The sequence below is a fragment of the Thioalkalivibrio sulfidiphilus genome (assembly GCF_000377945.1).
GTDB lineage: Bacteria > Pseudomonadota > Gammaproteobacteria > Ectothiorhodospirales > Ectothiorhodospiraceae > Thioalkalivibrio_A > Thioalkalivibrio_A sulfidiphilus_A.
In genome coordinates, this window is the sequence record NZ_KB898948.1 from 12,742 (window position 1) to 38,417 (window position 25,676).

General features: G+C 65.2%; 18 protein-coding genes and 2 tRNA genes. 5 read left to right on the plus strand and 15 right to left on the minus strand.

All coding sequences use genetic code 11. The features are described 5' to 3' along the window. Positions 1-33: 33 nt before the first annotated feature. Both D580_RS0111390 and glgC read right to left on the minus strand, forming a co-directional pair. Complete coding sequence (locus D580_RS0111390; RefSeq protein ID WP_018954511.1) at positions 34-1,767, minus strand: glycoside hydrolase family 57 protein; 1,734 nt, start codon at positions 1,765-1,767, stop codon at positions 34-36. Next, positions 1,757-3,022 carry a glucose-1-phosphate adenylyltransferase gene (gene glgC, locus D580_RS0111395; RefSeq protein ID WP_018954512.1) on the minus strand — a complete coding sequence of 422 codons (1,266 nt, stop codon included), beginning with the start codon at positions 3,020-3,022 and terminating at the stop codon, positions 1,757-1,759. Before glgC ends, D580_RS0111390 begins: the two co-directional genes overlap by 11 nt. A 167-nt stretch (positions 3,023-3,189) precedes the next feature. Here glgC and glgB point away from each other — a divergent pair, with 167 nt between their 5' ends. Continuing rightward, positions 3,190-5,367, plus strand: a complete 2,178-nt coding sequence (gene glgB, locus D580_RS0111400) for a 1,4-alpha-glucan branching protein GlgB (protein WP_018954513.1) — start codon at positions 3,190-3,192, stop codon at positions 5,365-5,367. A gap of 226 nt (positions 5,368-5,593) precedes the next feature. Here the strand turns inward: glgB and ltrA are convergent, their stop codons facing one another. Continuing rightward, the gene (ltrA, locus tag D580_RS0111405) at positions 5,594-6,844 is read right to left on the minus strand and encodes a group II intron reverse transcriptase/maturase (protein ID WP_196799739.1); all 1,251 of its coding nucleotides are present in this window, start codon (positions 6,842-6,844) and stop codon (positions 5,594-5,596) included. 666 nt (positions 6,845-7,510) lie between these two features. Here ltrA and D580_RS0111410 point away from each other — a divergent pair. Then, positions 7,511-7,586, plus strand: a tRNA-Ala gene (locus tag D580_RS0111410). A 227-nt stretch (positions 7,587-7,813) separates the two neighbouring features. Here D580_RS0111410 and D580_RS0111415 read toward each other — a convergent pair. The 6 genes from D580_RS0111415 to D580_RS0111445 form a co-directional block, all read right to left on the minus strand. Further along, positions 7,814-9,241, minus strand: a complete 1,428-nt coding sequence (locus tag D580_RS0111415; protein WP_026289927.1) for a mannose-1-phosphate guanylyltransferase/mannose-6-phosphate isomerase — start codon at positions 9,239-9,241, stop codon at positions 7,814-7,816. Between the two features lie 166 nt (positions 9,242-9,407). Then, on the minus strand, positions 9,408-10,763 hold the full coding sequence (locus D580_RS0111425; RefSeq protein ID WP_018954517.1) for a phosphomannomutase/phosphoglucomutase: 1,356 nt from the start codon (positions 10,761-10,763) through the stop codon (positions 9,408-9,410). A 101-nt stretch (positions 10,764-10,864) separates the two neighbouring features. Then, a complete protein-coding gene (locus tag D580_RS0111430; protein WP_018954518.1) occupies positions 10,865-11,872 on the minus strand; it encodes an NAD-dependent epimerase in 1,008 nt (335 codons plus the stop codon). A 96-nt stretch (positions 11,873-11,968) separates the two neighbouring features. Further along, positions 11,969-12,394 carry a type VII toxin-antitoxin system MntA family adenylyltransferase antitoxin gene (gene mntA / locus D580_RS0111435; RefSeq protein WP_026289928.1) on the minus strand — a complete coding sequence of 142 codons (426 nt, stop codon included), beginning with the start codon at positions 12,392-12,394 and terminating at the stop codon, positions 11,969-11,971. Between the two features lie 86 nt (positions 12,395-12,480). Then, entirely contained in the window at positions 12,481-12,690 is a 210-nt protein-coding gene (locus D580_RS16280) for a type II toxin-antitoxin system HicB family antitoxin (protein WP_026289929.1), read from the minus strand. Between the two features lie 637 nt (positions 12,691-13,327). Then, a complete protein-coding gene (locus tag D580_RS0111445) occupies positions 13,328-14,608 on the minus strand; it encodes a nucleotide sugar dehydrogenase (protein WP_018954521.1) in 1,281 nt (426 codons plus the stop codon). 140 nt (positions 14,609-14,748) lie between these two features. On the opposite strand from D580_RS0111445, the gene D580_RS0111450 reads away from it, so the two are divergent. Continuing rightward, a tRNA-Arg gene (locus tag D580_RS0111450) sits at positions 14,749-14,825 on the plus strand. 63 nt (positions 14,826-14,888) lie between these two features. Here the strand turns inward: D580_RS0111450 and relA are convergent. The 3 genes from relA to D580_RS0111465 form a co-directional block, all read right to left on the minus strand. Continuing rightward, the gene (gene relA, locus D580_RS0111455) at positions 14,889-17,060 is read right to left on the minus strand and encodes a GTP diphosphokinase (protein ID WP_018954522.1); all 2,172 of its coding nucleotides are present in this window, start codon (positions 17,058-17,060) and stop codon (positions 14,889-14,891) included. Between the two features lie 147 nt (positions 17,061-17,207). After that, complete coding sequence (locus D580_RS0111460; protein WP_018954523.1) at positions 17,208-19,703, minus strand: ABC transporter permease; 2,496 nt, start codon at positions 19,701-19,703, stop codon at positions 17,208-17,210. An 11-nt stretch (positions 19,704-19,714) separates the two neighbouring features. After that, positions 19,715-20,425, minus strand: coding sequence for an ABC transporter ATP-binding protein (locus D580_RS0111465; protein WP_018954524.1), 711 nt, complete (start codon positions 20,423-20,425; stop codon positions 19,715-19,717). On the opposite strand from D580_RS0111465, the gene D580_RS0111470 reads away from it, so the two are divergent. Beyond that, positions 20,424-21,080, plus strand: coding sequence for an arylesterase (locus D580_RS0111470; RefSeq protein WP_018954525.1), 657 nt, complete (start codon positions 20,424-20,426; stop codon positions 21,078-21,080). The two genes, D580_RS0111465 and D580_RS0111470, sit on opposite strands and share 2 nt — an antisense overlap. Before the next feature lie 129 nt (positions 21,081-21,209). Here D580_RS0111470 and D580_RS16580 read toward each other — a convergent pair whose 3' ends face one another. From D580_RS16580 to parC, 3 genes are all read right to left on the minus strand, one after another. Continuing rightward, positions 21,210-21,380, minus strand: coding sequence for a DUF3330 domain-containing protein (locus D580_RS16580; RefSeq protein WP_018954526.1), 171 nt, complete (start codon positions 21,378-21,380; stop codon positions 21,210-21,212). A gap of 240 nt (positions 21,381-21,620) precedes the next feature. Next, the gene (gene htpX / locus D580_RS0111480) at positions 21,621-22,508 is read right to left on the minus strand and encodes a protease HtpX (protein WP_018954527.1); all 888 of its coding nucleotides are present in this window, start codon (positions 22,506-22,508) and stop codon (positions 21,621-21,623) included. A 205-nt stretch (positions 22,509-22,713) separates the two neighbouring features. Beyond that, positions 22,714-24,963 carry a DNA topoisomerase IV subunit A gene (gene parC / locus D580_RS0111485; protein WP_018954528.1) on the minus strand — a complete coding sequence of 750 codons (2,250 nt, stop codon included), beginning with the start codon at positions 24,961-24,963 and terminating at the stop codon, positions 22,714-22,716. A gap of 191 nt (positions 24,964-25,154) precedes the next feature. On the opposite strand from parC, the gene D580_RS16585 reads away from it, so the two are divergent. After that, positions 25,155-25,676: transposase (locus D580_RS16585; RefSeq protein ID WP_196799740.1), on the plus strand; the 522-nt coding region annotated here is incomplete at its 3' end.

Genomic DNA, 25,676 nt, shown 5'->3' on the forward strand with positions numbered 1-25,676 from the left:
CCTTAAGTGGTGAACATCCGTTCCTTGAATGTCTCATTGATGATCTTCGCTGCCCCGGCGCATGGTGCCGCCCGCAGCGGGATGGCCGCCGCCATGGGTGAATACCCGGGACAGGACCTCGGGCACCGGCTCGCCCATGAGTTCGTAGAGCACCGCCAGGTGATGCCGGTAGAGCCGCTCGAAATCGCTCACCGCGACGGCCGGGTTGTAATCGCCGAACCACCAGCACCAGTCGGAGCCCTCGCAGATGGCCAGCTGCTCCAGGGCAAGTTCCAGATGTTCACCGCCCAGGCGCCCGTCGCGGATCGCCTTGTCCAGGTGCTGCTTGGCCTCGATCAGCAGTTCCCAGCCCCGGTTCTTGTCCTTGTCGCCGATCCAGGTGGAGAAGGTGCCATACACCCAGCTGCCGGCCACCAGCCTGGACAGGCTGCGGGGTTGCGGGATGGCCTGCACGCAGTCGGCGAAGGTGGTCATCTCGATGAGCGGATGATCCGACAGACGCGCGTACAGGGCGTTCAGGAAATGATAGCCGTTGGCGGGGTAATACTCCCAGGCATTCTCGCCGTCCAGGATCACGGAGACCACGGTGTCCGCATCAACACCCCGTGCGGCGATGGTCTCCAGGTGATGCACGAATTCGCCTACCGCATCGTCCGCGTGCCAGTCCGCGTACTTGAAACCGATGGCATCCGAGAGGCCATCGTCGCGGAAGAAACAGGTAGTGTCCGTCTTCTCCACCCGGTAGGGCCGGTGCAGCCAGCGGCGGTCCTCGCCCTCCTCCAGGGCCCCGGCCTCGCGCAGGCTGTTGGCCAGCACCGTCTCGCCGCTGGCGGTCCAGCGGATGCCGTGCTCGGAGAGCAGGCGCACCGTAGCGGTGCTCAGCCCGCCCTCCGAGGGCCAGCAACCCAGGGGCTTGCGGCCGAAATGATGCTCGAAGACCGCCATGCCCCGATCCAGATGCCAGCGTACCCGTTCCTCGCCCCCCGGATAGGCCTTGGCGGCGGGCAGGGGGGCCTCGGGCAGGGCCTCCCGGGCGGCGCGCAGGTCCAGCAGCAGGGGCACGATGGGATGGGCGTAGGGGCTGAAGGCCAGTTCCACCCGCCCCGCCTCCGCCAGCCTGCGGTAGCGGGGCAGGACCGATGCCAGGATCTCGCCGATCACCGTGAGCAGGGTGCGGCGGTCATGCAGATCAAACCCCCGCCCCTTTTCCATCAGGGCGCACACACGCCCGTCTTCCCGGCGCACCGTCTCACCCAGCCACGCCAAGTGGTACCAGGTAACCAGGTCGGCAAAAAAGCCCTCGGACTGGTAGGCTAGCCCCGCCGGATGCTCCCGCAGCCAGTGCACCATCTGGGTGAGCATACGGTAGTCGGGATAGGGTTCGATCAGGTGTTTCTGGTTGGCCTTGAGACAGGCCTCGGCAAGCTGCAGGCGCTCGGCCTCGCCTGCGGGCGGGGTCTCGGCGGCGAGCGCCGCGAGCAGCGGGTCACGGATCCCGGCGCCATGATCGAGGTTGTCACGCACCTGCCGGGCGTAGTCGTCGATCTGTTCCAGCAGCACCGGGGCAAAGTTGACCACCACCCGCGCGCCGGGGGCCGACTCCAGGTGGGCGACCATGTCCACGTAGTCCTTGATGGCGTGCAGGTAGGTCCACGGCAGGGCGTAGCGACGTGCCTGCACGTCCCGGTACTGGGGCTGGTGCATGTGCCAGCACAGCACCACCCTGAGCGGCGCGGGCTTGCCTCCCCGCGCGCGCTCAGCGCACATAGCGTGCGGCGTTGCCGAGCATCTCCGGGGTCACCACCACCACGCCGCCGGGGGAGACGTAGAAGCGACGGGCATCTTCTTCCGGGTCCTCGCCGATGACCGTGCCCTCGGGGATCCGGCAGCCCTTGTCGATCACCGCCTTGTGGATGCGGCAGTAACGGCCCACCTCCACGTTGGGCAGCACTACGGAGTCTTGCACCTCGGCGTAGGAGTTCACGATGACATTGGAGAACAACAGGGAGTGACGCACCAGGGAGCCGGAGATGATGCAGCCGCCCGAGACCATGGAATCCACGGCCATGCCACGGCGGTCCTCGTCGTCGAACACGAACTTGGCCGGCGGCAGCTGCTCCTGGTAGGTCCAGATGGGCCAGTCCATGTCGTAGAGGTTGAGTTCCGGGGTGACGCCGATCAGCTCCAGGTTCGAGGCCCAGTAGGCGTCGATGGTCCCCACGTCCCGCCAGTAGGCCTGGGTGCCGGTCTGGGTGTCGCGGAAAGGATAGGCCATCACCCGGTAGCGCTGGATCACGCTGGGGATGATGTCCTTGCCGAAGTCGTGGCTGGAGCCCGGGGTATCGGCGTCCTTGATCAGCTGCTCGAACAGGAACTGGGTGTTGAACACGTAGATGCCCATGGAGGCCAGCGCCGTATCCGGGCGGCCCGGCATGGGCGCCGGATTCTCCGGCTTCTCGGCGAACTGGCGCACACGGCCGTCCGCGTCCACCGCCATCACGCCGAAGGCCCTGGCGGCATCCAATCCCACCTCCAGGCAGCCCACGGTCATGTCCGCGCCGGACTCCACGTGGTAGGCGATCATGTCGCCGTAGTCCATCTTGTAGATGTGGTCGCCAGCCAGGATGAGCACGTAGCTGGGCTCGTGCTGGCGGATGATGTCCAGGTTCTGGTAGACCGCGTCCGCGGTGCCCTCGTACCAGGAGGTCTCGATGCGCTGCTGGGCCGGCAGCAGTTCGATGAACTCGCCGAACTCGCCGCGCAGGAAGCCCCAGCCCCGCTGGATGTGCTGGATCAGGGAGTGGGCCTTGTACTGGGTCAGCACGCCCACCTGGCGGATGCCCGAATTGATGCAGTTGGAGAGCGGGAAATCGATGATGCGGAACTTGCCACCGAAAGGCACCGCGGGCTTGGCGCGCCACATGGTCAGCTGCTTGAGACGGGAGCCGCGGCCGCCTGCAAGGATCAGGGCCAGGGTGTCCCGGGTGATGCGACTGACGAAACGCTGGGACTGGGGTTTCATGCCTCTTCGATGCTCCTTTGAGTGAGCCGGCATCTTGTCATCGTCGACATGCTAAGCTGACGACATGAACGAGCCAGAACGGCCGGTGCGTGATTGCGCATGATGCACATCCTTTTTTGCGATTCTATTACATTTGACACGAGACGACAGGGTCCTTGGGAGTGAACATGAAGGTTCAGGAAAAGGCCATGATCCCATCAGAGATCAGAAGAATTCTTGATGCCCGTCATCATGATCCCTTTTCGGTCCTGGGGCGCCACGAGATCGACGGCGAGATCCTGGTGCGCAGCTTCCTGCCCCAGGCCGCCGAGGCCTGGGTGGTGGAGGCCGGTGACGCCCCCATGACACGCCTGGAGGGCACGGACCTGTTCGAGTGGCGCGGCGATGCCCTGCCCCGCCCCTACCGTATCCGCTGGAGCGATGGCCACGGCCACGAACATGTGGCCTGGGACCCCTACGGCTTCGATCCCCTGCTCTCCGACTTCGACATCCACCTGTTCAACGAGGGTCGTCACTGGCATGCCTGGCGCCTCATGGGGGCCCATGTTCAGTCCGTGGGCGAGGTGGACGGCGTGCGCTTCACCGTCTGGGCCCCCGGCGCGGAACGGGTCAGCGTGGTGGGCGACTTCAACCGCTGGGACGGACGCTGCCACCCCATGCGGGTGCGCGGCGGCAGCGGCATCTGGGAGCTGTTCATCCCGGGGCTCGAACCCGGCTGCCTGTACAAGTATGAGATCCGCAACCGCGACAGCGGCGAGGTCATGGTCAAGACCGACCCCTACGGCCAGCACTTCGAACTGCGCCCCAAGACCGCCGGCGTGGTGCCCGCCCCCGCCGACTACGACTGGCACGACGGCGAGTGGCTTGCCCGACGCCACGGGGAGGGCTGGCTGCACCGCCCCATGTCCATCTACGAGGTGCACCTGGGTTCCTGGCGGCGGGGACCGGAAGGGGAGTTTCTCGGCTATCGTGAACTGGCCCATGCCCTTGTGGACTACGTGAAGCGGCTCGGGTTCACCCACATCGAACTGCTGCCCGTCACCGAGCACCCCTTCGACGCCTCCTGGGGCTACCAGACCACCGGCTATTACGCCCCCACCAGCCGCTTCGGCACCCCCGAGGACTTCCGCTACTTCGTCGATCACTGTCACGCCAACGACATCGGCGTGATCCTGGACTGGGCCCCCGGGCACTTCCCCAAGGACCGCCACGCCCTGGCCCGCTTCGACGGTACGGCCCTGTATGAACACGAGGACCCGCGCAAGGGCGAGCACCGGGACTGGGGCACCCTGATCTTCAACTACGGCCGCAACGAGGTACGCAACTTCCTGGTCTCCAGCGCCCTGTACTGGGTGGAGGAGTTCCACATCGACGGCCTGCGGGTGGACGCGGTGGCCTCCATGCTCTACCTGGACTACTCCCGCGAACCCGGCGACTGGGAGCCCAACCGCTACGGCGGCAACGAGAACCTGGAGGCCATCGACTTCATCCGGGAACTGAACAACGTGGTGCAGGGCCAGCACCCCGGCGCCCTGATCATCGCCGAGGAATCCACCTCCTGGCCCCAGGTCACCCGTCCCACCTGGCTGGGGGGCCTGGGCTTCTCCATGAAGTGGAACATGGGCTGGATGCACGACACCCTGGAGTACTTCAAGAAGGACCCCATCCACCGCCACTACCACCACGACCAGCTCACCTTCGGCCTGCTGTACGCCTTCACGGAGAACTTCGTCCTGCCCTTCTCCCACGACGAGGTGGTGCACGGCAAACGCTCCCTGCTCTACCGCATGCCCGGCGACGAGTGGCAGCGCTTCGCCAACCTGCGCCTGCTGTACACCTACATGTGGGCCTACCCCGGCAAGAAGCTACTGTTCATGGGCGGCGAGTTCGGCCAGGGGGATGAATGGGATGCCGCCAACCAGCTGGACTGGTACGTGCTCGACTACCCCCTGCACCAGGGCATGCAGCACCTGGTGGGCGACCTCAACCGTCTGTACCGTGACCACCCCGCCCTGCACCAGCACGACTTCGACTGGCAGGGCTTCGAGTGGATCGATTGCCACGACGCCGCCCAGTCGGTGCTGAGCTTCCTGCGCAAGAATGGCGATGAACTGATGGTGGTGGCCCTGAGCTTCACCCCCGTGCCCCGGGAGGGCTACCGCCTGGGCGTGCCCCGCCCCGGACGCTACGAGGTGGTCCTCAATTCAGACTCCAGCCACTACGGCGGCAGCAACCTGGGCCAGCCCGCCGCCCAGAGCGAGGACATCCCCTGGATGGGCCACCCCCACTCCATCGTCCTGACCCTGCCGCCGCTGGGGGGGCTGATCCTGCGGCACAGCGGCTGACGCGATATTCACCCCGGGCCTGGCGGAAGGCTTCTGACCTGCATTCTCACCCAAAGGGCTGAGCCCTGCAGGGTATGGGTTTTGCCGGAGCCCGGCCCTACGGTAGAACGCATGCACCACAACCGCAGACGGACACAGCCCACAGATAGGGGTCGAGAAGGAGTAACCCTCCCCGCCCTCCGAACCGTGCGTGCGGTTCTCCCGCACACGGCTCTCCAGTCGGTGGTTATCCGCATCGGGGTTGGCTCGCCAGCGCCCGGGCTTCGGTCATGGTGAAAAGCCCGGCCGCAGCGAAGAACGTGTTCGGCCAGCGGAGGTGGTCGGCGTGACACCGACCCGCTCCCGGGCGCTTGTGCTGCTTGCGCAGCAACGCCCGTAATCGACGTCGGACAAAACCATCCACGCGGGGAAAGGTCCTCGGGTCTGCGTGGCGGAAATACGCGTACCAGCCACGCAACATCGGGTTGAGGTCGGCCACAATCCGCGCCAGCGCGTCCCCGCGACTGCGCCGGGTCTTCGCCCGGATGCGGTCATACAGGGCCTTGCGGCTCTTCTTGCGCACCCACCGCCGTCCCGCTTCGAACCGGTACCCGAGAAATTCAAAACCTTCCCCAGGCTGCCGACAGTCCCCCACTCGGGTCTTCTCCGGATGCAGGTGTAGACCGTTGGACTCGACCCAGTGCCGCAGCTCCTGCAGGGCTTGCTGGGCTTCATCCATCCGGGTACACAAAATCACGAGATCGTCGGCATAGCGCACCATGCGATAGCCGCGCTCGCTCATGTGCACGTCCAGCCCGTGCAGGTACAGGTTCGCAAGCAACGGACTGATCACCGCACCCTGGGGCGTACCCCGCGTCGGCGTCCAGCACGCCATCTCGGCCACCACGTCCTGGCCCAGCCAGGCACGCAGCAGATCCAGCAGGCGCCCATCGCTGATCCGCTCCTCAACCCGCGTCATCAACGCCTCATGCGGGATGGTCTCGAAGTACTGGGCCAGATCGGCGTCCACCACGTAGGTGTATCCGGCCTGCACCAGCCCATCCACTTCCCGCAGTGCATCCTTGCACCCGCGCCCCGGCCGAAACCCGTAACTCATCGGCACAAACGCGTGCTCGAAAATCGGTTCGATCACCCGCTTCACCGCCGCCTGCACAATACGGTCCTTCACCGTCGGAATCCCCAGGGGACGGGTCCCCGTCCCCTTCGGGATCTCCACCCGGCGCACGGCCTGCGGACGATACCGTCCGCGTTGCAGCGCCTCGCACAGCTCCGCCAGATACCGCTCGGCATGGGCCTCGAAACGCCGCACACTCTGGCCGTCCACCCCCGACGCACCCCGGTTGGCCCGCACATCCTGCCACGCCCGTTCCAGGGTCCGGGGGCGATACACCTTGTCGATCAGACTGTGCCACTTCGTACCTCGGACGCCGTTACCCAGCGCCGCCAACATGCGCTCCGTCCAGATCGTGCGGTCCACCCACGGCCACTCGGCCGGACTGGACGAGCCTTGTCTAGCCTCTTGCGAGACACTCTCGACCCTTTGCATACGCGCTCACACCCTCCAAACTTCGCCCATCCACCTTCCTGCCTCCCTTCCCTCGGCGCGATTTCTGTTCTTCGCGCTTTCCCGGCAACACCCGCGGCTTCAGGCGGAGGACGCCCTCCAGCTCTCGGGGTCCGCGTTTCCGCGCCACCTCGCCATGACCGCAGCAAAACCGTTCGGTACTACGAAGGCTCTGACTCCTGTCCACCGTCACCTCGGCGTACAGGTCTCCCCGCTTCTCTCGCATTCCCTTCCCAACGTTCCGTCTCCAACCACGGAGGGGACCCGAAGATCGCTTTCCACGCCAGTCCCAGCGTCTCCGATGCGTTTCAGGCTTCGCCCTCTCCTAGCAGGCTCGCCGTCCCGTACCGCCGAATCGAGTTCGTCATCCTACGGACCGCCAGTTCGCCTCCGGTTGCTCTCCACCCCGCCTCACGACGACGCAGTTACCTTCGACTACGGGGCCTTGGCTTACCCCGACACGGACTCTCACCGTGCTGAGAATGCGCCTCCACAGGCGCACTAGGAGCGGCGATCCCGCCGCGAACAGCCCCGGACTAGCCTTGCCCCTGCCCCGCCAGTACAATGGGCAGCTTGTTCGGGGCGGTAGCTCAGTTGGGAGAGCGCAGCAATCGCACTGCTGAGGTCGTGGGTTCGACTCCCATCCGCTCCACCAAACAGCAAAAAGGCCAACCAGAAATGGTTGGCCTTTTTGATTTATCGAGATGCTCCAACTGTCGTCCCCTCCCGCGTACGGGGAGGCTGGGGTGAGGGCTTGCCCAGGCCCGGAATCCCCACAGCCCCGAACCACCCTCTCCATCTCCCTCTCTCTGAGAGCAAGGGAAAAGGACTGCACCGGACTGCACCGGACTGTACTCACACCTTACATCGCGGGAAGTGAACCTACTTCGCCCGACCGTAGGTGTCCTCGAAGCGCACGATATCGTCCTCGCCCAGATACGCCCCTGACTGCACCTCGATCAGTTCCAGCGGGATGCGCCCCGGGTTCTCCAGACGGTGCTTGACCCCCAGCGGGATGTAGGTGGACTCGTTCTCGCTGAGCACGAATACCTCCTCGCCCCGGGTGATCCGCGCCGTTCCCCGCACCACCACCCAGTGCTCCGCCCGGTGGTGATGCATCTGCAGGGAAAGCTTCTCGCCGGGTTTCACGGTGATGCGCTTGACCTGGAAGCGTTCTGCGCCGTCGATGCACTCGTAGGTACCCCATGGGCGCGCCACGCAGCGATGGGTCTGGGCCTCCGCTCGCCCGGCCTGGCGCAGCCGGGCGACGATCTGCTTCACGTCCTGCGTGCGGTACTTGTCCATGACCAGTACCGCATCCCCGGTTTCCACAATCACCAGATCCTGCAAACCCACCGCAGCCACCAGGCGCTGCTGGGCATGGATATAGGTGTTGCGTACCCCCTCGGTCAGTACATCGCCGGTGAGCACATTGCCCTCGGCATCCTGATCACCCACTTCCCACAGTGAATCCCAGGAGCCCACGTCGCTCCATCCCGCGTCCAGTGGCACCACCATGGCCTTGTCGGTACGTTCCATCACCGCGTAGTCCACGGAATCGGAACGGCAGGCGGTAAACGCCTCCGCATCCAGACGCACAAAATCCCGGTCGCGCTGCTGCCCCTCGAGCGCCTCACGGCAGGCCTTGAGGATGTCCGGGGCATGTTGTTCCAGTTCTTCCAGGTATGTCGCGGCCTTGAACAGGAACATGCCGCTGTTCCAGAAATAGTCACCGGCGGCCAGATACGATTCAGCAGTGGCAAGGTCCGGCTTTTCGACGAACTTGAGAACAGGAAAGCCAGGGCCTTGCAGGGTGGCTGACTCGGATGCCGCCGCACGATCGGCGCGGATGTAGCCATATCCCGTATGGGCGGACTGGGGCACCACACCGAAAGTCACCAGTCTTCCCATCGAGGCCAATTCCAGGCCCGCGGAGAGGGCCGCATGGAACGCCGCCACGTTCGGGATGACATGATCCGCCGGCATCACCAGCAGGAGCGAATCGGGATCCGGTTGCGCCAGTGCCGCAAGGGCCACCGCAGGGGCCGTATTGCGTCCCACGGGTTCGAGCAGGATGGCCTCCGGTTGCACATCCAGTTGTCGCAACTGTTCCGCCACGAGGAAGCGGTGTTCTTCGTTGCAAACGACCAAGGGCGCGCGGGCCCCGGGAAACCCGACAATCCGCTCCACGGTGGACTGCAAGAGGCTTTTGCTCCCTCCCGTCAAGGGCAGAAACTGCTTGGGATGCGACTCGCGGGACAGCGGCCAGAGGCGTGTGCCGGAACCACCGGACAGAATGACTGGGATCACGAGATCTTTCTCCAGAATTGGACTCGCAGTATCAGTCTATGATCCTAGCGCATCGCCTAATCGATGACATGCACAACATGATCTGCGGAATGAGTCCTTTTGGGACGGTCTTACAGACCTTGATGATAGAAATACCGCATCCCTGCAAGACACGGATGTTTCATGTCTAACTTCCGATCAGGCCGCTCAATTCCTCTGTCCTGGTCGTCATCAGGACCGCATCACCACGGGTTTCCACGTTGAGGCGGATGACCGGTTCGGTGTTTGAACCCCTGAGATTGAAGCGCCAGGTGTCAAACTCCATGCTCAGACCGTCGGTGCTGTCGATGGCCGGTCCCAGTGAGCTGTAGTGGGCCTCGATCCGGGCAATGGTGTCCGGCACGCTGTCCACCCGGAAATTGATCTCACCGCTGCAGGGATAGGCGGCCATGCGCGCGTCCACCAGATCGGCGAGCGGGCGACCGGTTCGACCCATGAGCTCAGTGATCAACAGCCAGGGGATCATGCCGGAGTCACAGTAGGCGAAATCCCTGAAATAGTGGTGGGCGCTCATCTCGCCGCCGTAGACGGCATCCTCCAGGCGCATGCGCTCCTTGATGAAGGCATGGCCTGTCTTGCTCATGATCGGTACGCCGCCGGCAGCGGTGACCTGTTCGACGGTGTTCCAGGTCAGACGGGGATCGTGGATGATCTTCGCGCCCGGGTGCTTGGCAAGCATCACCTCCGCCAGCAGGCCCACCAGGTAGTAGCCCTCGATGAAGCGGCCATCGGCGTCGAACAGGAAACAGCGGTCGTAGTCCCCATCCCAGGCGATGCCCATGTCGGCGCCCTGTTGCCGCACGGCCTCTGCCGTGACGCTGCGGTTCTCGGGCAGCAGGGGATTGGGGATGCCGTTGGGAAAGCGGCCGTCGGGCTGGTGGTGGATGCGGGTGATCCGAAACGGCAGGTGGCTGGCGATGGCATCGAAGGCGGGACCGGCGGCGCCGTTGCCGGCGTTGACCACCAGGTGCAGGGGCTTGAGGCTGGATGGATCCACCAGCGACAGGACCCGCTGCACGTAGCCTTCCATGACATCCAGAGGGGCGTCGTTCCCCGTACCCGTCGGTGAACCAAAATCCCCTTCCCTCGCAAGCCGCTCGATGTCACGCAGACCGCTGTCACCACTGACCGGAATGGCCTGCTCGCGCACCAGCTTGAGACCGTTGTAGTCGATGGGGTTGTGACTGGCGGTGACCATGATGCCGCCGCCCATGCCGGGGAGCGAGGCGGCGTGGTAGACGATCTCGGTGCCGCACAGACCCAGTCCGCGTGTGTCCACACCCTCGTCGTTGAGTCCCCGGGTCAGGGCCTCGGCCAGCTCGGCACTGGTCAGACGCATGTCCTGACCCACGGCCACCGGCCCCCGGGGCTGGATGACCCGCGCATAGGCGCGCCCGATCCGGTAGGCCAGCGCCGGGTTGAGTTCATCCGGGATGCGGCCGCGGATGTCGTAGGCCTTGAAACAGGGAAGTGCTTGCGTCATCAGATGTGATCCAGGCATGGAAGTCGTTCAGCCGCAGGCGCCCACCGCACTTGGGCCATTCGACCGGGAAGGGCCGTACATCCCGGGTTAGATGGGAAATCTCAGCTGTTGTAGAACGCCCGATACCAGTTCACGAAGTTGGCGATGCCCTGCTCCACCGGGGTGTCGGGTTTGTAGTCCACGTCCTTGATCAGGTCCTGGACATCGGCGTAGGTATCCGGCACATCACCCGGCTGGAGCGGCAGCAGATTCTTTTCGGCCTTCTTGCCCAGACACTGCTCCAGCACCTCGATGTAGTGCATCAGCTCCACCGGCTGGTTGTTGCCGATGTTGTAGAGCTGGTAGGGGGCATAGCTGGTGGCGGAATCGGGGGCGGCACCAGTCCAGTCGGGATTCGGGGCAGGCACACGGTCGAGCACGCGGATCACGCCCTCGACGATGTCGTCGATGTAGGTGAAGTCGCGGCGGTGCTTGCCGTAGTTGAACACGTCGATGGGTTTGCCCGCGAGGATGTTGCGCGTAAACATGAACAGGGCCATGTCCGGACGCCCCCACGGTCCATAGACGGTGAAGAAGCGCAGGCCCGTGGTGGGCAGCTTGTAGAGCGAACTGTAGGTGTGCGCCATGAGCTCGTTGGCCTTCTTGCTGGCGGCATAGAGGCTCATGGGGTGGTCCACATTGTCGTGCACCGAGAAGGGCATGCTGGTGTTGGCCCCGTAGACGGAACTGGACGAGGCATAGACCAGGTGCTCCACTCCGTGATGCCGGCAACCCTCCAGGATATTGCAGAACCCAACCAGGTTGGTGTCCACGTAGGCGTGGGGATTCTCGATGGAATAGCGCACACCGGCCTGGGCGGCCAGGTTCACCACGCGCTCGGGCTTGTGAGTGGCGAACACCTGTTCCATGGCAGCGCGGTCGGCGATGTCGGCGCGCACGTCGGTGAAGGCCGGGTTGTCGGCGATGCGGGCAAGACGGGCCTTCTTCAGGTTCACGTCGTAGTAGTCGTTGAGATTATCCACGCCGATGACCTCATCGCCGCGCTCGAGCAGGCGGATGGCCAGGGTGTTGCCGATGAATCCGGCGGTGCCGGTGACGAGAACCTTCATGTCTAATTCCTTATTAACTGGGTCAATCGGTGGCAGCTTCGTTCAGCATGTCTGCATACAACCGGTCCAGGCGTGCGACAAAGACCGTCTTGTCGATCATGTACGGACCGCACCTGCCGTGGCCCGGAGCGCCGCATCATGCGGTGCACGCAGGGCGTGGGTATCGAAGTATTCCGACATGGCCCGAACCTCGAAAGGTACGCGCACGTCGTTGTCGCCCTTGAGCAGGAGACCATCACGGACCACGTTGAAGCGCAACACAGGCGAGACCAGATCCAGATCGACGAGGTCGACCCGGTCGGACCCCAGGTGCCGGCATAAGGCATCCTGAAGCTTGAGCCTTTCGTCCAGCGTGTGATCGGCACCAGGCGACATTCTGATCGCCACATCCACGTCGCTCATCGGACCGGTCGTGCCACGGGCCGTCGAACCAAACAGATAGGCGAGTTCCACATGAGGCTGAGCAGAGAAAAACATTTGCAGCCTTGCAATCAGGTTCTCGTTGTTGGGCTTGGTGTCCATGGTGAACGAAGTGACGGTTGGAGACTGCATGCAAGCGCCCAGATCAACCGGCACCGGAGTTGTCGGCATCCGAATTGAACCTGTCGTCAGGCGACATCAACGTACTCGACATGACTGCTCGGAGGAGGGATGGGCTCACCGTCTTCCCGCATGCCATCAAGATGAAACTCAATGGCTTCCCGAATCTGCTGTTCTACCTCTTCGATTGTTGTACCGGTAGCAATACAGCCGGGCAAATCTGGCACATAGGCTGAGTAGTTGTTATCTGCCTTTTCAATGACGATTGCGTACCTCATGATTGCACCTATTTCCAGCCCGCCTGTTTGTAAATGCTGTTTAGCCCGCATATCTCACCACCCTTCTACTGCGGCCGCCGATCTGCTCGCTATGACGAGGCGTGCTCACTCCAGCCAGTTTGACGTAGTGTCGGCTACGCCGGCGCCGTCTTCCGCTCCGCTCGCCCCGTCACAGCGGCATCTCGGCGCCCTCGCTACGAACGGTGGCGAGATATGAGGGCTAGGGTCCCGACAGCCAAATCGTCGCCGGGTTTTTCAGGCACCGTCACCCGCCCAGGCTTTAGGGATGCTTCAATTGCCGGTAACTGCCACGTGTCGAGTGGAGATACTAGGAGCCTGTCGGACTTAGGCTGCACCTACTGCGCCGGTGGGAGAGCGGCCCATTTTCCCGATCCTTTTCGTCAAATAGCGACGGCTATTCTCCTCAAACGATCGGGAAAATGACCTCGCTCTCCCACCCGGCTCGCTACGGGCACCTAAGTCCGACAGGCTCCTAGCCATCTTCCTTCAGTTTGGTGAGAATATCACGTACTTTCACCTGCTTCGAAGATGCTCCCTTTGTTCCCTGATCTGCTCAATTACCCTTACTGAGCCAATCGCTCGGCAGGGCTGGCGAGCCAGCTCCGGCTGATATCCACTACAGGCTCCAGTACACATGCTTGCCGTTGATATCCTCAGGACGCATGGCCGACTTCACGTCCACGAACACACCGCCCTCGACCATCATGGCACGCAGTCCCTCGGCACCCTGCTGCTGGTAGGCCTTGTGGGGCACGGCGAGAATCAGGCCGTCCAGGTCGCGGAAGGCGTCCAGGGACGCCAGTTCCAGGTCGTACTCGTGGCGGGCCTCGTCGGCATCGGCCAGGGCGTCGTGGATCAGGGGCTCGATGCCGAACTGGCGCAGTTCCTTGACGATGTCCGGCACCCGGGAGTTGCGCAGGTCGGGGACGTTTTCCTTGAAGGTGAGCCCGAGGATGCCCACCCTGCCCTGCTTCACGGGACGGTCCTGCTCGATGAGGATCTTCACCAGGCGCTGGGCAATGTAGGCACCCATGCCGTCGTTGATGCGCCGTCCGGCCAGGATTACCTGAGGGTAGTAGCCCACGGCCTTGGCCTTGGTGGTGAGGTAGTAGGGATCTACACCGATGCAGTGGCCGCCCACCAGGCCCGGGGTGAAGGGCAGGAAATTCCACTTGGTGCCCGCGGCGGCGAGCACGTCCTTGGTGCGGATGCCCAGGCGGTCGAAGATCAGCGCCAGCTCGTTCATGAGCGCGATGTTCAGGTCCCGCTGGGTATTCTCGATCACCTTGGCGGCCTCGGCCACCTTGATGGTGGGCGCGCGGTGGATCCCGGCGGTGACGATGCGCCCGTAGGCCTCGGCCACCCGCTCAAGGGTCTCGGCATCCTCTCCGGAGACCACCTTCACGATGCGCTCCAGGGTGTGTTCCTTGTCGCCGGGGTTGATGCGCTCGGGAGAGTAACCCAGCTTGAAGTCCTTGCCCTGTTCCAGGCCGGAGACCCGGGCCAGGATGGGACCGCAGATCTCCTCGGTGACGCCGGGATAGACGGTGGACTCGAACACCACCACGGCGCCCGGGGAGAGCACCTTGCCCACGGTCTCGCAGGCGGAGATCACCGGGCTCAGGTCGGGCTGGCGGTTGTCGTCGATGGGGGTGGGCACGGTGACCACGAAGAAGGTCACGCCCTTGAGGTCGGCGGGGTCCGTGGTGTAGCGGATGGGGTTGGCCTTGAGCTCTTCGGCGGTGACCTCGCCGGTATAGTCCTGGCCATCGCGCAGCGTGCGCACCCGGCGCTCGCTGATATCGAAACCCACCGTATCCGGGTAGTGTTTCGCAAACCCCAGGGCCACGGGCAGACCCACGTAGCCCAGCCCGATCACGCCGATTCTTTCGCTCATGCCACCCTTCCCTTGTAAGGCTATTCTGGGGGCGAACGATAGCGGAAAGCCCGCGGCGGGGCAAAGGCCGGCTGATGACAGGGAAATGACCGGCGGTCTTTGGCGGGTGCCGGCGAATCGGGTATCTTATCCGCCTTCAGGCCCCGGTAGCTCAGCTGGATAGAGCGTCCCCCTCCTAAGGGGAAGGTCTCAGGTTCGAATCCTGATCGGGGCACCAGATTCCTCCTCCCTTGGCCTTCCCTGGCATCGCTGTTCGCGGCGGGGTCGCCACGCCTACCGGTCAGCCCGCCGAACGCCGCACGCTGGTGATGTTGGGCAGGGCGCCGATCTTGTCCATCAGGGCGCTCAGCTGGGCGCTGCCTTCCACCTCGAGGGTCAGTTCCATGGTCACCGTCTGGTCGGAGCGATCGGTGCGGGTGTTGGCGGACAGGACGTTGATCCGGTCGTTGGCCAGCACGCCGGTGATGTCCCGCAGCAGGCCCTGGCGGTCGAAGGCCTCGATGCGGATGTTCACCGGGTAGGACCGGGGCTCGGCGCCCCAGCTCACCTCCACCAGGCGCACCTTCTTCTCCGGCGGCATGCGCAGGATGTTTACGCAGTCGCGGCGGTGGATGGTCACGCCCTTGCCCCGGGTGATGAAGCCGATGATGGGGTCGCCGGGCACAGGCCGGCAGCAGCGGGCGATCTGGGTGAGCAGGTTGCCCACGCCGCGGATGTGGATCTCGGATTTCTCGCCCCCGGCCGGCGCGGGAGCACGCTTGCGCCGACGGGTGGAGACCAGGCTCTCCACGGGCGGGGCCACGGGCTGCAGGGCCCCGGCCAGCTGGGCGGGGGTGATGTCGCCGGCGCCCACGGCCACCAGGAACTCGTCCTTGGTGGGTTGGTGGAAGCGCTTCGCCAGGGCCTCCAGGTCCGGGTTTGCGACCCCCATGCGCTGGCACTCCCGGTCCAGGATCACACGACCCTCTTGGAGATTGCGGTCATGGTCCTGGAGCTTGAACCAGGACCGGGCCTTACTCCGCGCCCGGGAGGTGCGCAGGTAGCCCATGCTCGGGTTGATCCAGTCACGGCTGGGACCGCCCTGGCGGGTGGTGAGCACCTCCACCCGCTGGCCGGAGCGCAGGGTGTAGGTCAGCGGCACGATGCGCCCGTCCACCTTGGCACCCCGGCAGCGGTGGCCCACCTCGGTGTGGATGGCGTAGGCAAAGTCCAGGGGCGTGGCGCCCTTGGGCAGGTCCACCACGTCGCCCTTGGGGGTGAGTACGAACACCCGGTCCTGGAACAGCTCGGAACGGAAGCTGTCCATCAGGGCCTCGTCGTCCTCGCGGTTCTCCAGCAACCGGCGCAGGGAGCCGATGGCCCGGCCCATGGCCTGGTCCTCGCGGCCGCCTTCCTTGTAGCGCCAGTGGGCGGCCACACCCAGCTCGGCGAAGTCGTCCATGGCCTGAGTGCGGATCTGCACCTCCACCACCTTGGCCCTGGGGCCGATCACCGCGGTGTGCAGGGACTGATAGCCGTTGTCCTTGGGGTTGGCGATGTAGTCGTCGAACTCTTGGGGGATGTGGGGCCAGAGGCTATGCACCACGCCCAGGACCGTGTAGCAGGTGGGGATGCGGTCCACGATCACGCGCACGGCGCGCAGGTCATAGAGTTCCTCGAAGTCCAGCTGCTTGCGCTCCATCTTGCGCCAGATGCTGTAGATGTGTTTCGGCCGCCCCAGCACCCGGGCCTCGATACCCTCGGCCCGCAACGCCGTCTCCAGGCGCTCCATGAACTCCCGGATGTAGGTCTCGCGCTCGGTGCGGCTCTCTTCCAGCAGCTTGGCCACGCGCCGGTACTCGGACGGCTCCAGGATGCGGAAGGACAGGTCCTCCATCTCCCACTTGAGCTGGCCGATGCCGAGACGGTGGGCCAGGGGCGCGAACACCTCCAGAGTCTCCCGGGCATAGGCCCGGGCCAGGTCATCGGGTTCGGCGGCCAGCAGGCGCAGGCGCTGCACCCGGTAGGCCAGCTTGATGAGCACCGCGCGCACGTCCTCCACCACCGCCAGCAACAGGCGGCGCAGGCGCTCGGCCTGCTCCGGGCCGGCGCCCGACTCGCGGGGGATTTCTTCCTTAAAGGTCAGCATCCAGTGCACGCTGCGCACCAGGGCGGCGACGGCCTCGCCGAAGTGCTCGCGCAGGCGCGCCTCGGACAGGCGCTTGTCCAGGAAGGCATCCAGCAGCAGGGTGGCGATCAGGGTCTCCCTATCCACCCCCAGCAGGCGCAGGATCTCGGCCACATCCAGGGCGCAAGGGCGCTGGGGGTCCTCGGGGCGGTAGGCGACCGCGGTGCGAAGGGCCTCCAGGAGCTGCTCGTCCCTGCCCTCACCCGGCGCCGAGGCGAAGCGCGCCTCCAGCTCGTGGAGCGGGGTGTCGGAGACGTGCTTCTTGTGGTAGTGGGTGTGTTTCATTGAGATCTGGAGACAAGATACAAGAGGCAAGAGGCAAGAGGGAAACACAAGGCCCGTCGCAAGCCGATGCGGAAACCACCCTCACCCCGGCCCTCTCCCTGAGGGAGAGGGGGTTCATCCTTCATCCTTCCTCCTTCATCCTTTTGTTTACGCTGCCTTACGCAGCGTAAACAGCGGCGGCTGTTTCAGCACCCCTCTCGCGCCGAGCCAGCCGGCAAAGCCCACGCCGGCGGCGCCGCCGCCGATGCCGGCGATCCACAGCCACGGGTTGACCACGAAGGGCAGGTCGAAGATCTGCGCGGCGAGCACGTAGCCGATCAGGGTGGCACCGGCGGCGGCCAGCAGGCCCGCCAGTGCGCCCATCACCAGGAACTCAGAGAGCAATCCGGCCAGCACCTGGCGGCGGCTGGCGCCCAGGGTGCGCAACAGGGCCGTTTCCCGCTGGCGCACGGAACGGGTGGCCTGGATGGCGGCGAACAGCACCGTCACGCCGGCCAGCAAGGTGAACAGGAACACGTACTCCACGGCCAGGGTCGCCCGATCCATGATGGATCGCACCTGCTCCATCAGCGCCCGCACGTCCAGCACCGTGATGCTGGGGAACTGGCGCACGGCGGCGGCCAGCAGGCCATCGCCCTCGGCGTCCAGGCGGAAACTGGTGATGTAGGTGGCGGGCATCTCCGCCAGCAGTTCCGGCGGGGCGAGCACGAAGAAATTCACGTTGAAGGAATCCCACTGCACGGTGCGCAGGCTGGTCACCCGGCCCTCCACCGACTCGCCGGCCACCCGGAATACCAGGCGGTCGCCCATGGCGATCCCGAGCGTCTGGGCCAGGCCCTCCTCCACGGACCACTGGGCCAGATCGTCCCCGGGCTGCCACCAGCGACCGGCGATGATGCGGTTGTCCGGCTGGGGGGCGTCCCCGAACGAGAGGTTGAACTCACGGGCGGCCAGGCGTTCGGCCCGGGCACTCTCGTAATCCTCGGGGTTCACCGGCCGGTCGTTGATGTAGGCCAGGCGACCCCGGACCATGGGGTAGTAGGCGGGCGCATCCAGGCCCCGGGACTCGAACAGGGCGCGCAGCGGTTCCACCTCCTCCGGCTGCACGTTGATCATGAAGTGGTTGGGGGCGTCCTCCGGCAGGTTCTGCTCCCAGGCGGAAAGCAGGTCCACCCGCACCAGGGCGAGCAACAGCAGGGCCATGATGCCCAGACCGAAGGCGGAGAGTTGCACGGCGCTCAGGGAGCCCCGGCGGGACAGGTTGGCCAGACCGAAGCGCAGTGCCACACCGCCCCGGGTACGCAGGGGCTTGAGCAGCCAGATCATCGCCCAGGCCACGCCCCAGAGCAGCACGCCCGTGGCCACCGCCCCGCCCAGCACCCGACCAGCCAGGCGCGCGTCACCCGCCTGCCAGAGCAGCAGCACGCCCAGGGTCACCAGGGCCAGCCCCAGCACCAGCCACATGGCGGGCGGCGGCGCGCCCAGTTCCCGGCGCAGCACCCGCAGCGGCGGCACCCGGCCGATACGCAGCATGGAGGGCAGCGCAAAACCCAGCACCGTGACCAGGCCCACGGCCAGGCCGCTGAACACCGGCCAGGCGGAGGCCCCGGGCAGGCCGCCGGTGAACCATTGGCCCAGCAGCGCCGTGAGCACCGTCTGGGCGCCGTAGCCCGCCAGGGCGCCGGCGAGACTCGACAGCACCGCGATCCACAGCAGGCGCAGCAGGAACACCCGCACCACGAAATCCCGGCTGGCCCCCAGGCAGCGCATCACCGCGCTGGTGTCCGACTGGCGCTCGCTGTAGTGGCGCGCCGCCACGGCGATGGCGCCGCCGGCCAGCAGCACCGCCACCAGGGCGGCGAGCCCCAGGAACTGCTCGGCCCGCTCGATGGCCTGGCGCAGCTCCGGGCGGGCATCGCGCACGCCCTCGATGCGCTCGTTGGCAGCGAGCCGGTCGGCGGCCCAGGACCGGTAGTCATTGACCGCCGCCTCGTCGCCGGCCACCAGCAGCTGGTGGCGCACCCGGCTCGCCGGGGTCACCAGGCCCGTGGCGGGCACGTCCGCGAGATTAAACATCACCCGCGGGGCGAGCTGGAACAGGTCGCCGCCCCGGTCAGGTTCGTAGGTGAGCACCCGGGTCACGCGCAGCTCGGTGTCGCCCACCTGCAGCAGATCGCCCACCTGGAAGCCCATCTGCTGGAACAGTCGCGTCTCGGCCCAGACCTCGCCGGGACCGGGGCCGCCCTCCGGTTCGAGCTCCGGCCCGAAGGGTTCCACAGCGACCCGCAGGCGTCCGCGCAGCGGGTAGCCTCCGTCCACCGCCTTCAATTCCGCCAGCTGGGCGGCATCGCCGAACAGCACCACGCTGGGGAAGGTGACGAAACGGGCGATGGAAAGCCCCCGTTCCGTGGCGCCGGTGGAGAGCGTCTCGGAAATCTCGTCGGCGGAGACTACCGCCAGGTCGGCACCCAGCAGCTCCGTGGCCTGGAGCAGCATGGCCCGCTGCACCCGGTCGGTGAAAAAGCCCACGGAGGTGACCGCCGCCACGGCGATCACCACCGCGAGCGCCAGCACCTGCAGTTCCCCGGCGCGCCACTCCCGCAGCAGGGAACGCAGGGAATAGCGAAACGCGCCCACCCTCATGGCAGCGGCCCTCATTGCGTCCCCAGCACGCCGTCGCGCAGGAACAGGCGCCGGTCGCAGCGACTCGCCAGTTCCACGTCGTGGGTCACCAGCACCAGGGCCGTGCCCAGCTCGTCCTTGAGGCCGAACAGCAGGCGGATGATCTGCTCGCCGGTGACCTGGTCCAGGTTGCCGGTGGGCTCGTCGGCGAACAGCACCTTGGGATTCGGTGCGAAGGCCCGGGCCACGGCCACCCGCTGCTGTTCGCCGCCTGAGAGCTGGCTCGGGTAATGGGCCACCCGGTCCTTGAGGCCGACCCGCTCCAGGGCCTCCAGGGCGAGCTTGCGGGCGTCACCCGGGTGCCCGCCCAGTTCCAGGCTCAGCATCACGTTTTCCAGCGCCGTGAGCGCCGGCAGCAGCTGGAAGGACTGGAACACGAAACCCACCTGCCCGGCGCGCAGCCTGGCCCGGGCATCCTCCTCCAGATTCCCCAGGGATTCGGACAGGAGTCGAACTTCTCCGCCACTCGGCAGATCCAAACCGGCAAGCAGGCCCAGCAGGGTCGACTTGCCCGATCCGGAGGCGCCCAGGATGGCCACCGCCTCGGCGGGCGCCACGGCGAGATCCACGCCCTTGAGGATGTCCAGCTGTCCGCCGGGACCCTGCACGGACTTGGTCAGGCCGATGGCCTCCACCAGCGCGGTCCCGGTCGCCCTGGCCGCCACGTTAGAATGGGACACCATGAAATCCTTACTCCTGTCGTTTGTCGTCGTATTCCACGTCTTGCTGGCCGCGCCCGTCCTGGCGGACGCCCAGGAGCGCCACACCCTGGTCGTGCTGGGCGACAGCCTGAGCGCCGCCTACGGCATGGCCGAGCGGGAGGGCTGGGTGGCCCTGCTGGAGCGTCGCCTGGCCGATGAGGACCTGCCCTGGCGGGTGGTCAACGCCAGCATCAGCGGCGACACCACCCGGGGCGGACTCACCCGTCTCCCCCGGGTCCTGGAACGCCACAGGCCCTCGCTGGTGATCATCGAACTGGGAGGCAACGACGGCCTGCGGGGCGTGCACCCGAACATCATGATCGACGAGATGCGGGAGAACCTCGCCGAACTGGTGCGCCTGAGCCGGGAGGCCGGGGCCGAGGTGCTGCTGCTCGGCATGCACCTGCCACCCAACTACGGCAACCATTTCACCGAGAGGTTCCACGCCGTGTACCACGAAGTGGCCCGGGCGCACGGCGTGCCCCTGGTGCCCTTCTTCCTGGAAGGCGTGGCCGAGGATCGCGCGCTCATGCAGCCCGACGGTATCCACCCCACCGCCGAAGCGCAACCACGCATGCTGGAAAACGTGTGGGAGGCCCTCAAGCCGATGCTGGAGCCCGTAGCCGGTCGTCAGTAGACAGACTGAAGGACTGAGCGAGAACCTGTCCTCTCACGGAGACACGGGGTCACTGAGAAGACTTTATGATCAATAAGCCATTTATCTCCGTGTCACCGTGTCTCCGTGTGAGGATCGGGTTTGGGTCTCCTACTCGGATTGCATGTCTCCCTTGCGCCACAACTCATAGCATTCCAGCCCGCAGAAATGCTGGACGTACTCGTCTTCCTCGGCGGTGTGGGATCCGTGGGGCGGGAGTTCCCGGAGAAAGGCCTCCATGTCCATATGCTCCGGCTCCGTGGGATAGGGCTTGGTATTCATGGAGAAACCCTCACTGACGACAGGGTTCCTTCAAGCATAGTCCAAATAACGGGCTGCAGGACTGACAAAGCCCAAAGCCGTCCTCTCACGGAGACACGGGGGCACGGGGAAGGTCTTATGATAAAAATGCTTTCCCCGTGCCCCCGTGTCTCCGTGAGAGGACAGGCTTTATTGTTTTACGCCCACCACTCAAACGAAAAGACCGCCTTGCGGCGGTCTTTTCAGCGACTTACTGAGCGATCAGCGCTGCATGGCCTTCAGGGCCATGATGCGCTCCTCCAGGGGCGGATGGCTCATGAACAGCTTCTTGAGCCCCTGCCCCACGCCGCCGCGGATGCCGAAGGCGGCCATCTGGTCGGGCATCTGGCTGGGCGTGTGCACGGCGCGCAGCTTCTCCAGGGCCGAGATCATCTTGTCGCGGCCGGCCAGGCGGGCGCCGCCGGCATCGGCCCGGAACTCCCGCTGGCGGGAGAACCACATGACGATGATGGAGGCCAGGATGGCAAACACGATCTCCGCCACGATGGTGGTGATCCAGAAGGCCGGGCCGTGGCCCTGCTCGTTCTTGAACACCACCCGGTCCACGAAGTGACCCACCACGCGGGCCAGGAAGATCACGAAGGTGTTCACCACGCCCTGGATCAGGGCCAGGGTCACCATGTCGCCATTGGCCACGTGGGCCACCTCGTGACCCAGCACCGCCTCCACCTCGTCGGCGTTCATGCGGTCCATCAGCCCGGTGCTCACCGCCACCAGGGCGTTGTTCTTGCTCATGCCCGTGGCGAAGGCATTGGGGTCGGGGGAATTGAAGATACCCACCTCCGGCATGCCGATGCCGGCCTCACGGGCCTGGCGGCGCACGGTCTCCAGCAGCCACTGCTCGGTGCTGTTGCGGGGCTGTTCGATGACATGGACCCGCATGGTCTTCTTGGCCATCCACTTGGAAATAGCCAGGGAGATGAACGAGCCGCCGAAGCCGAATACCGCCGCGAACACCAGCAGGGCGTTCAGGTTCAGGTTGGTGCCGGACTCATCGAGGATACGTTCCACGCCCAGGAGGCGCAGCACGATGCTCAGCACCACGATGATCGCCAGGTTGGTGGCGAGGAACAGGAAGATACGTTTCATCGTCGCTCCGATGTGTTCAAGGGTTCAGGATCAAAAGTCCGCGGTATTAGATAGGGGCGTGGGTGAAAAATTCAATCTATTGGTCAGTGGTCAGTGGTCAGTGGTCAGTGGTCAGTGGAAAAAAGTACTTGACAACGCCATATTCTGTCCCATGCCTCCTTGACTACTGACTACTGACTACTGACTACTGACTACTGACTACTGACTACTGACCACCCCTCAGCTCATCCACCTTCTGGAACCCCCGGGGCAGCTTTTTGCCGCGCTTGCCGCGCTCGGCGGCGTACTCGTCCACCTCGGGGCCCTTCATGGTCTTGAACTTCTTGCCGGCCACCACGGTGAGCGGCTCGCCGTCCTGCACCAGGGTGATGGCGGCGACCCACTCCTCCCGGGTCTTGAGCTTCGCCGAGGGCACGTTGATGATCTTGTTGCCCTTGCCCCGGGCCATGCGCGGCAGTTCGTTGAGGCGCGTGACCAGCAGGTGGCCCTCGCTGGTGGCGGCGGCGATCCAGTCCGCGTCGATGTCCCGCACCCGCACCGGGGGCAGCACCTTCGCGCCGGCCGGCACCGAGAGCACCGCCTTGCCCGCCTTGTTGCGACTCTGCATGTCTTCGAGCGAACACACGAAGCCGTAGCCGTAGTCGGTGGAGAGCAGGAACAGGTCCGAGGGCGCACCCATCATCACGCCCACGAAGCGGGCGCCGTCCGGCGGCGAGAGACGCCCGGACAGGGGCTCGCCCTGCCCGCGTGCCGACGGCAGGCTATGGGCCGGGAGGGTGTAGGTGCGGCCGGTGGAATCGATGAACACCACCGGCTGGTTGCTGCGCCCCCGGGCGGCGGACAGGAAGGCATCACCGGACTTGTAGCTCAGGCCCTCCGCGTCCACGTCGTGGCCCTTGGCGGCACGCACCCAGCCCATCTTCGAAAGCACCACCGTGAGCGGCTCGGTGGGCACCAGTTCGGACTCATCCATGGCCTGGGCGGCGGCGCGCGCCACGATGGGTGAGCGGCGTTCGTCACCAAACTTCTCGGCGTCCGCCTGGATCTCGTCGCGGATCAGGCGCTTGAGACGCGATGCGGAACCCAGGGTCTTCTCCAGGCTGTCCCGCTCCTTTTCCAGCTCATCCTGCTCGCCGCGGATCTTCATCTCCTCGAGCTTGGCCAGGTGGCGCAGCTTCAGCTCCAGGATGGCCTCGGCCTGGGTGTCGGTGAGGCCAAAGCGTTCCATGAGCACGGGCTTGGGCTCGTCGTTCTCCCGGATGATGCGGATCACCTCGTCAATATTGAGGTAGGCGATCAGCAGGCCTTCCAGGATGTGCAGCCGGGCCAGCACCTTGTCCAGGCGCCACTTAAGGCGCCTGCGCACCGTCTCGGTGCGGAAATGCAGCCACTCGCCCAGCAGGGTGAGCAGGTTCTTCACCTGGGGCCGGCCATCCAGGCCGATCATGTTCAGATTCACCCGGTAGCTGCGTTCCAGATCGGTGGTGGCGAAGAGATGCGCCATGAGCGCCTCCACGTCCACCCGGTTGCTGCGCGGCTGAATCACCAACCGCGTGGGGTGCTCGTGGTCGGACTCGTCGCGCAGGTCCTCCACCATGGGCAGCTTCTTGGCGTTCATCTGCGCCGCGATCTGCTCCAGCACCTTGGAGCCGGAGACCTGGTAGGGCAGCGCGGTGATGATGATGTCCGTGCCCTCGCGCTCGTAGCGGGCACGCATGCGCAGGCCGCCGTTGCCGGTCTCGTACATCTTCCGCAGTTCCGCCCGGGGCGTGATGATCTCCGCCTCGGTGGGGAAATCCGGGCCCTGGATGTGCTCGCAGAGATCCGCCACGGATGCCTTGGGGTTTTCCAGCAGGTGCACGCAGGCGCTGGCCACCTCGCGCAGGTTGTGGGGCGGGATGTCGGTGGCCATGCCCACGGCGATGCCGGTGCCACCGTTCAAGAGCACGTTGGGCAGGCGCGCCGGCAGCACCTTCGGTTCCTCCAGGGTGCCGTCGAAGTTGGGCACCCAGTCCACGGTGCCCTGTCCCAGTTCCGAGAGCAGCAGCTGTGCGTAAGGCGAGAGCCGCGACTCCGTGTAGCGCATGGCGGCGAAGGACTTGGGATCGTCCGGCGAGCCCCAGTTGCCCTGCCCGTCCACGAACGGGTAGCGGTAGGAGAAGGGCTGTGCCATGAGCACCATGGCCTCGTAGCAGGCCGAGTCCCCGTGAGGATGGAACTTGCCCAGCACGTCACCCACGGTGCGCGCCGACTTCTTGTACTTGGAGGCCGCCGAGAGCCCCAGCTCGCTCATGGCGTAGATGATGCGCCGCTGCACGGGCTTCAGACCGTCACCGATGTTCGGCAGGGCCCGGTCGAGAATCACGTACATGGAATAATCCAGGTACGCCTTCTCGGTGAAGTCTTTGAGCGGCAGCCGCTCGGCGCCTTCCAGGTTGAGATCAAGACTGCTCATGGTGCCTCAATTAAAAGCAAACCTTTGACAGGATTAACAGGATTTACATGATTGAACCCAGATTGTCCATTAGCCATTTTTCTTGAGTATGAGGCAAACTGTGGGCCATCGCGCCGCGGCTGCGGGCGCACGGGTTTCTAATGGATACCATTAGAGAAAGCCATTGCGGATCAACTGGATAGATAAAGGTCATGGCGAAATCAGTGCTTCAGGGAGAAGGATTCTCGGTCAGTTTCAGCAACCGTGAGGTCACGGCCTGGGGCGGCTTAGCGCTGCTCAAGCAAATGCTCGACAGCATGGGGTTTCGGCAAGCGGCAGCCGGCTGGGGTTTGCCCGAGCCGCGATCGAACCGGGGATATGCACCGCTGCAACTGATTGAGCAGTTCATTGTTTCGATCTGGTGTGGCGCCTGCCGGTTTGTGCATGCCGAGACGGTGCGCATGGACAACACCCTGGTGCGGCTCTTCGGCTGGGCACGTGCGGCGGGACACAAAGCCATCATGCGGCTGTTTGTGCGCTTCGACATGCTCACCAACGAGCGCGTGCAGGCCGAGGTCTATCGCTGGTTCTTCGGCAAGATCAGCGCCTTGAAGCGGGTGACGCTGGATGTGGATTCGACCGTGATCACCCGTAATGGGAACCAGGAAGGCGCTGCACGCGGCTACAACCCCAACCGTCGCGGACGCACCAGCCACCACCCGCTGTTGGCCTTC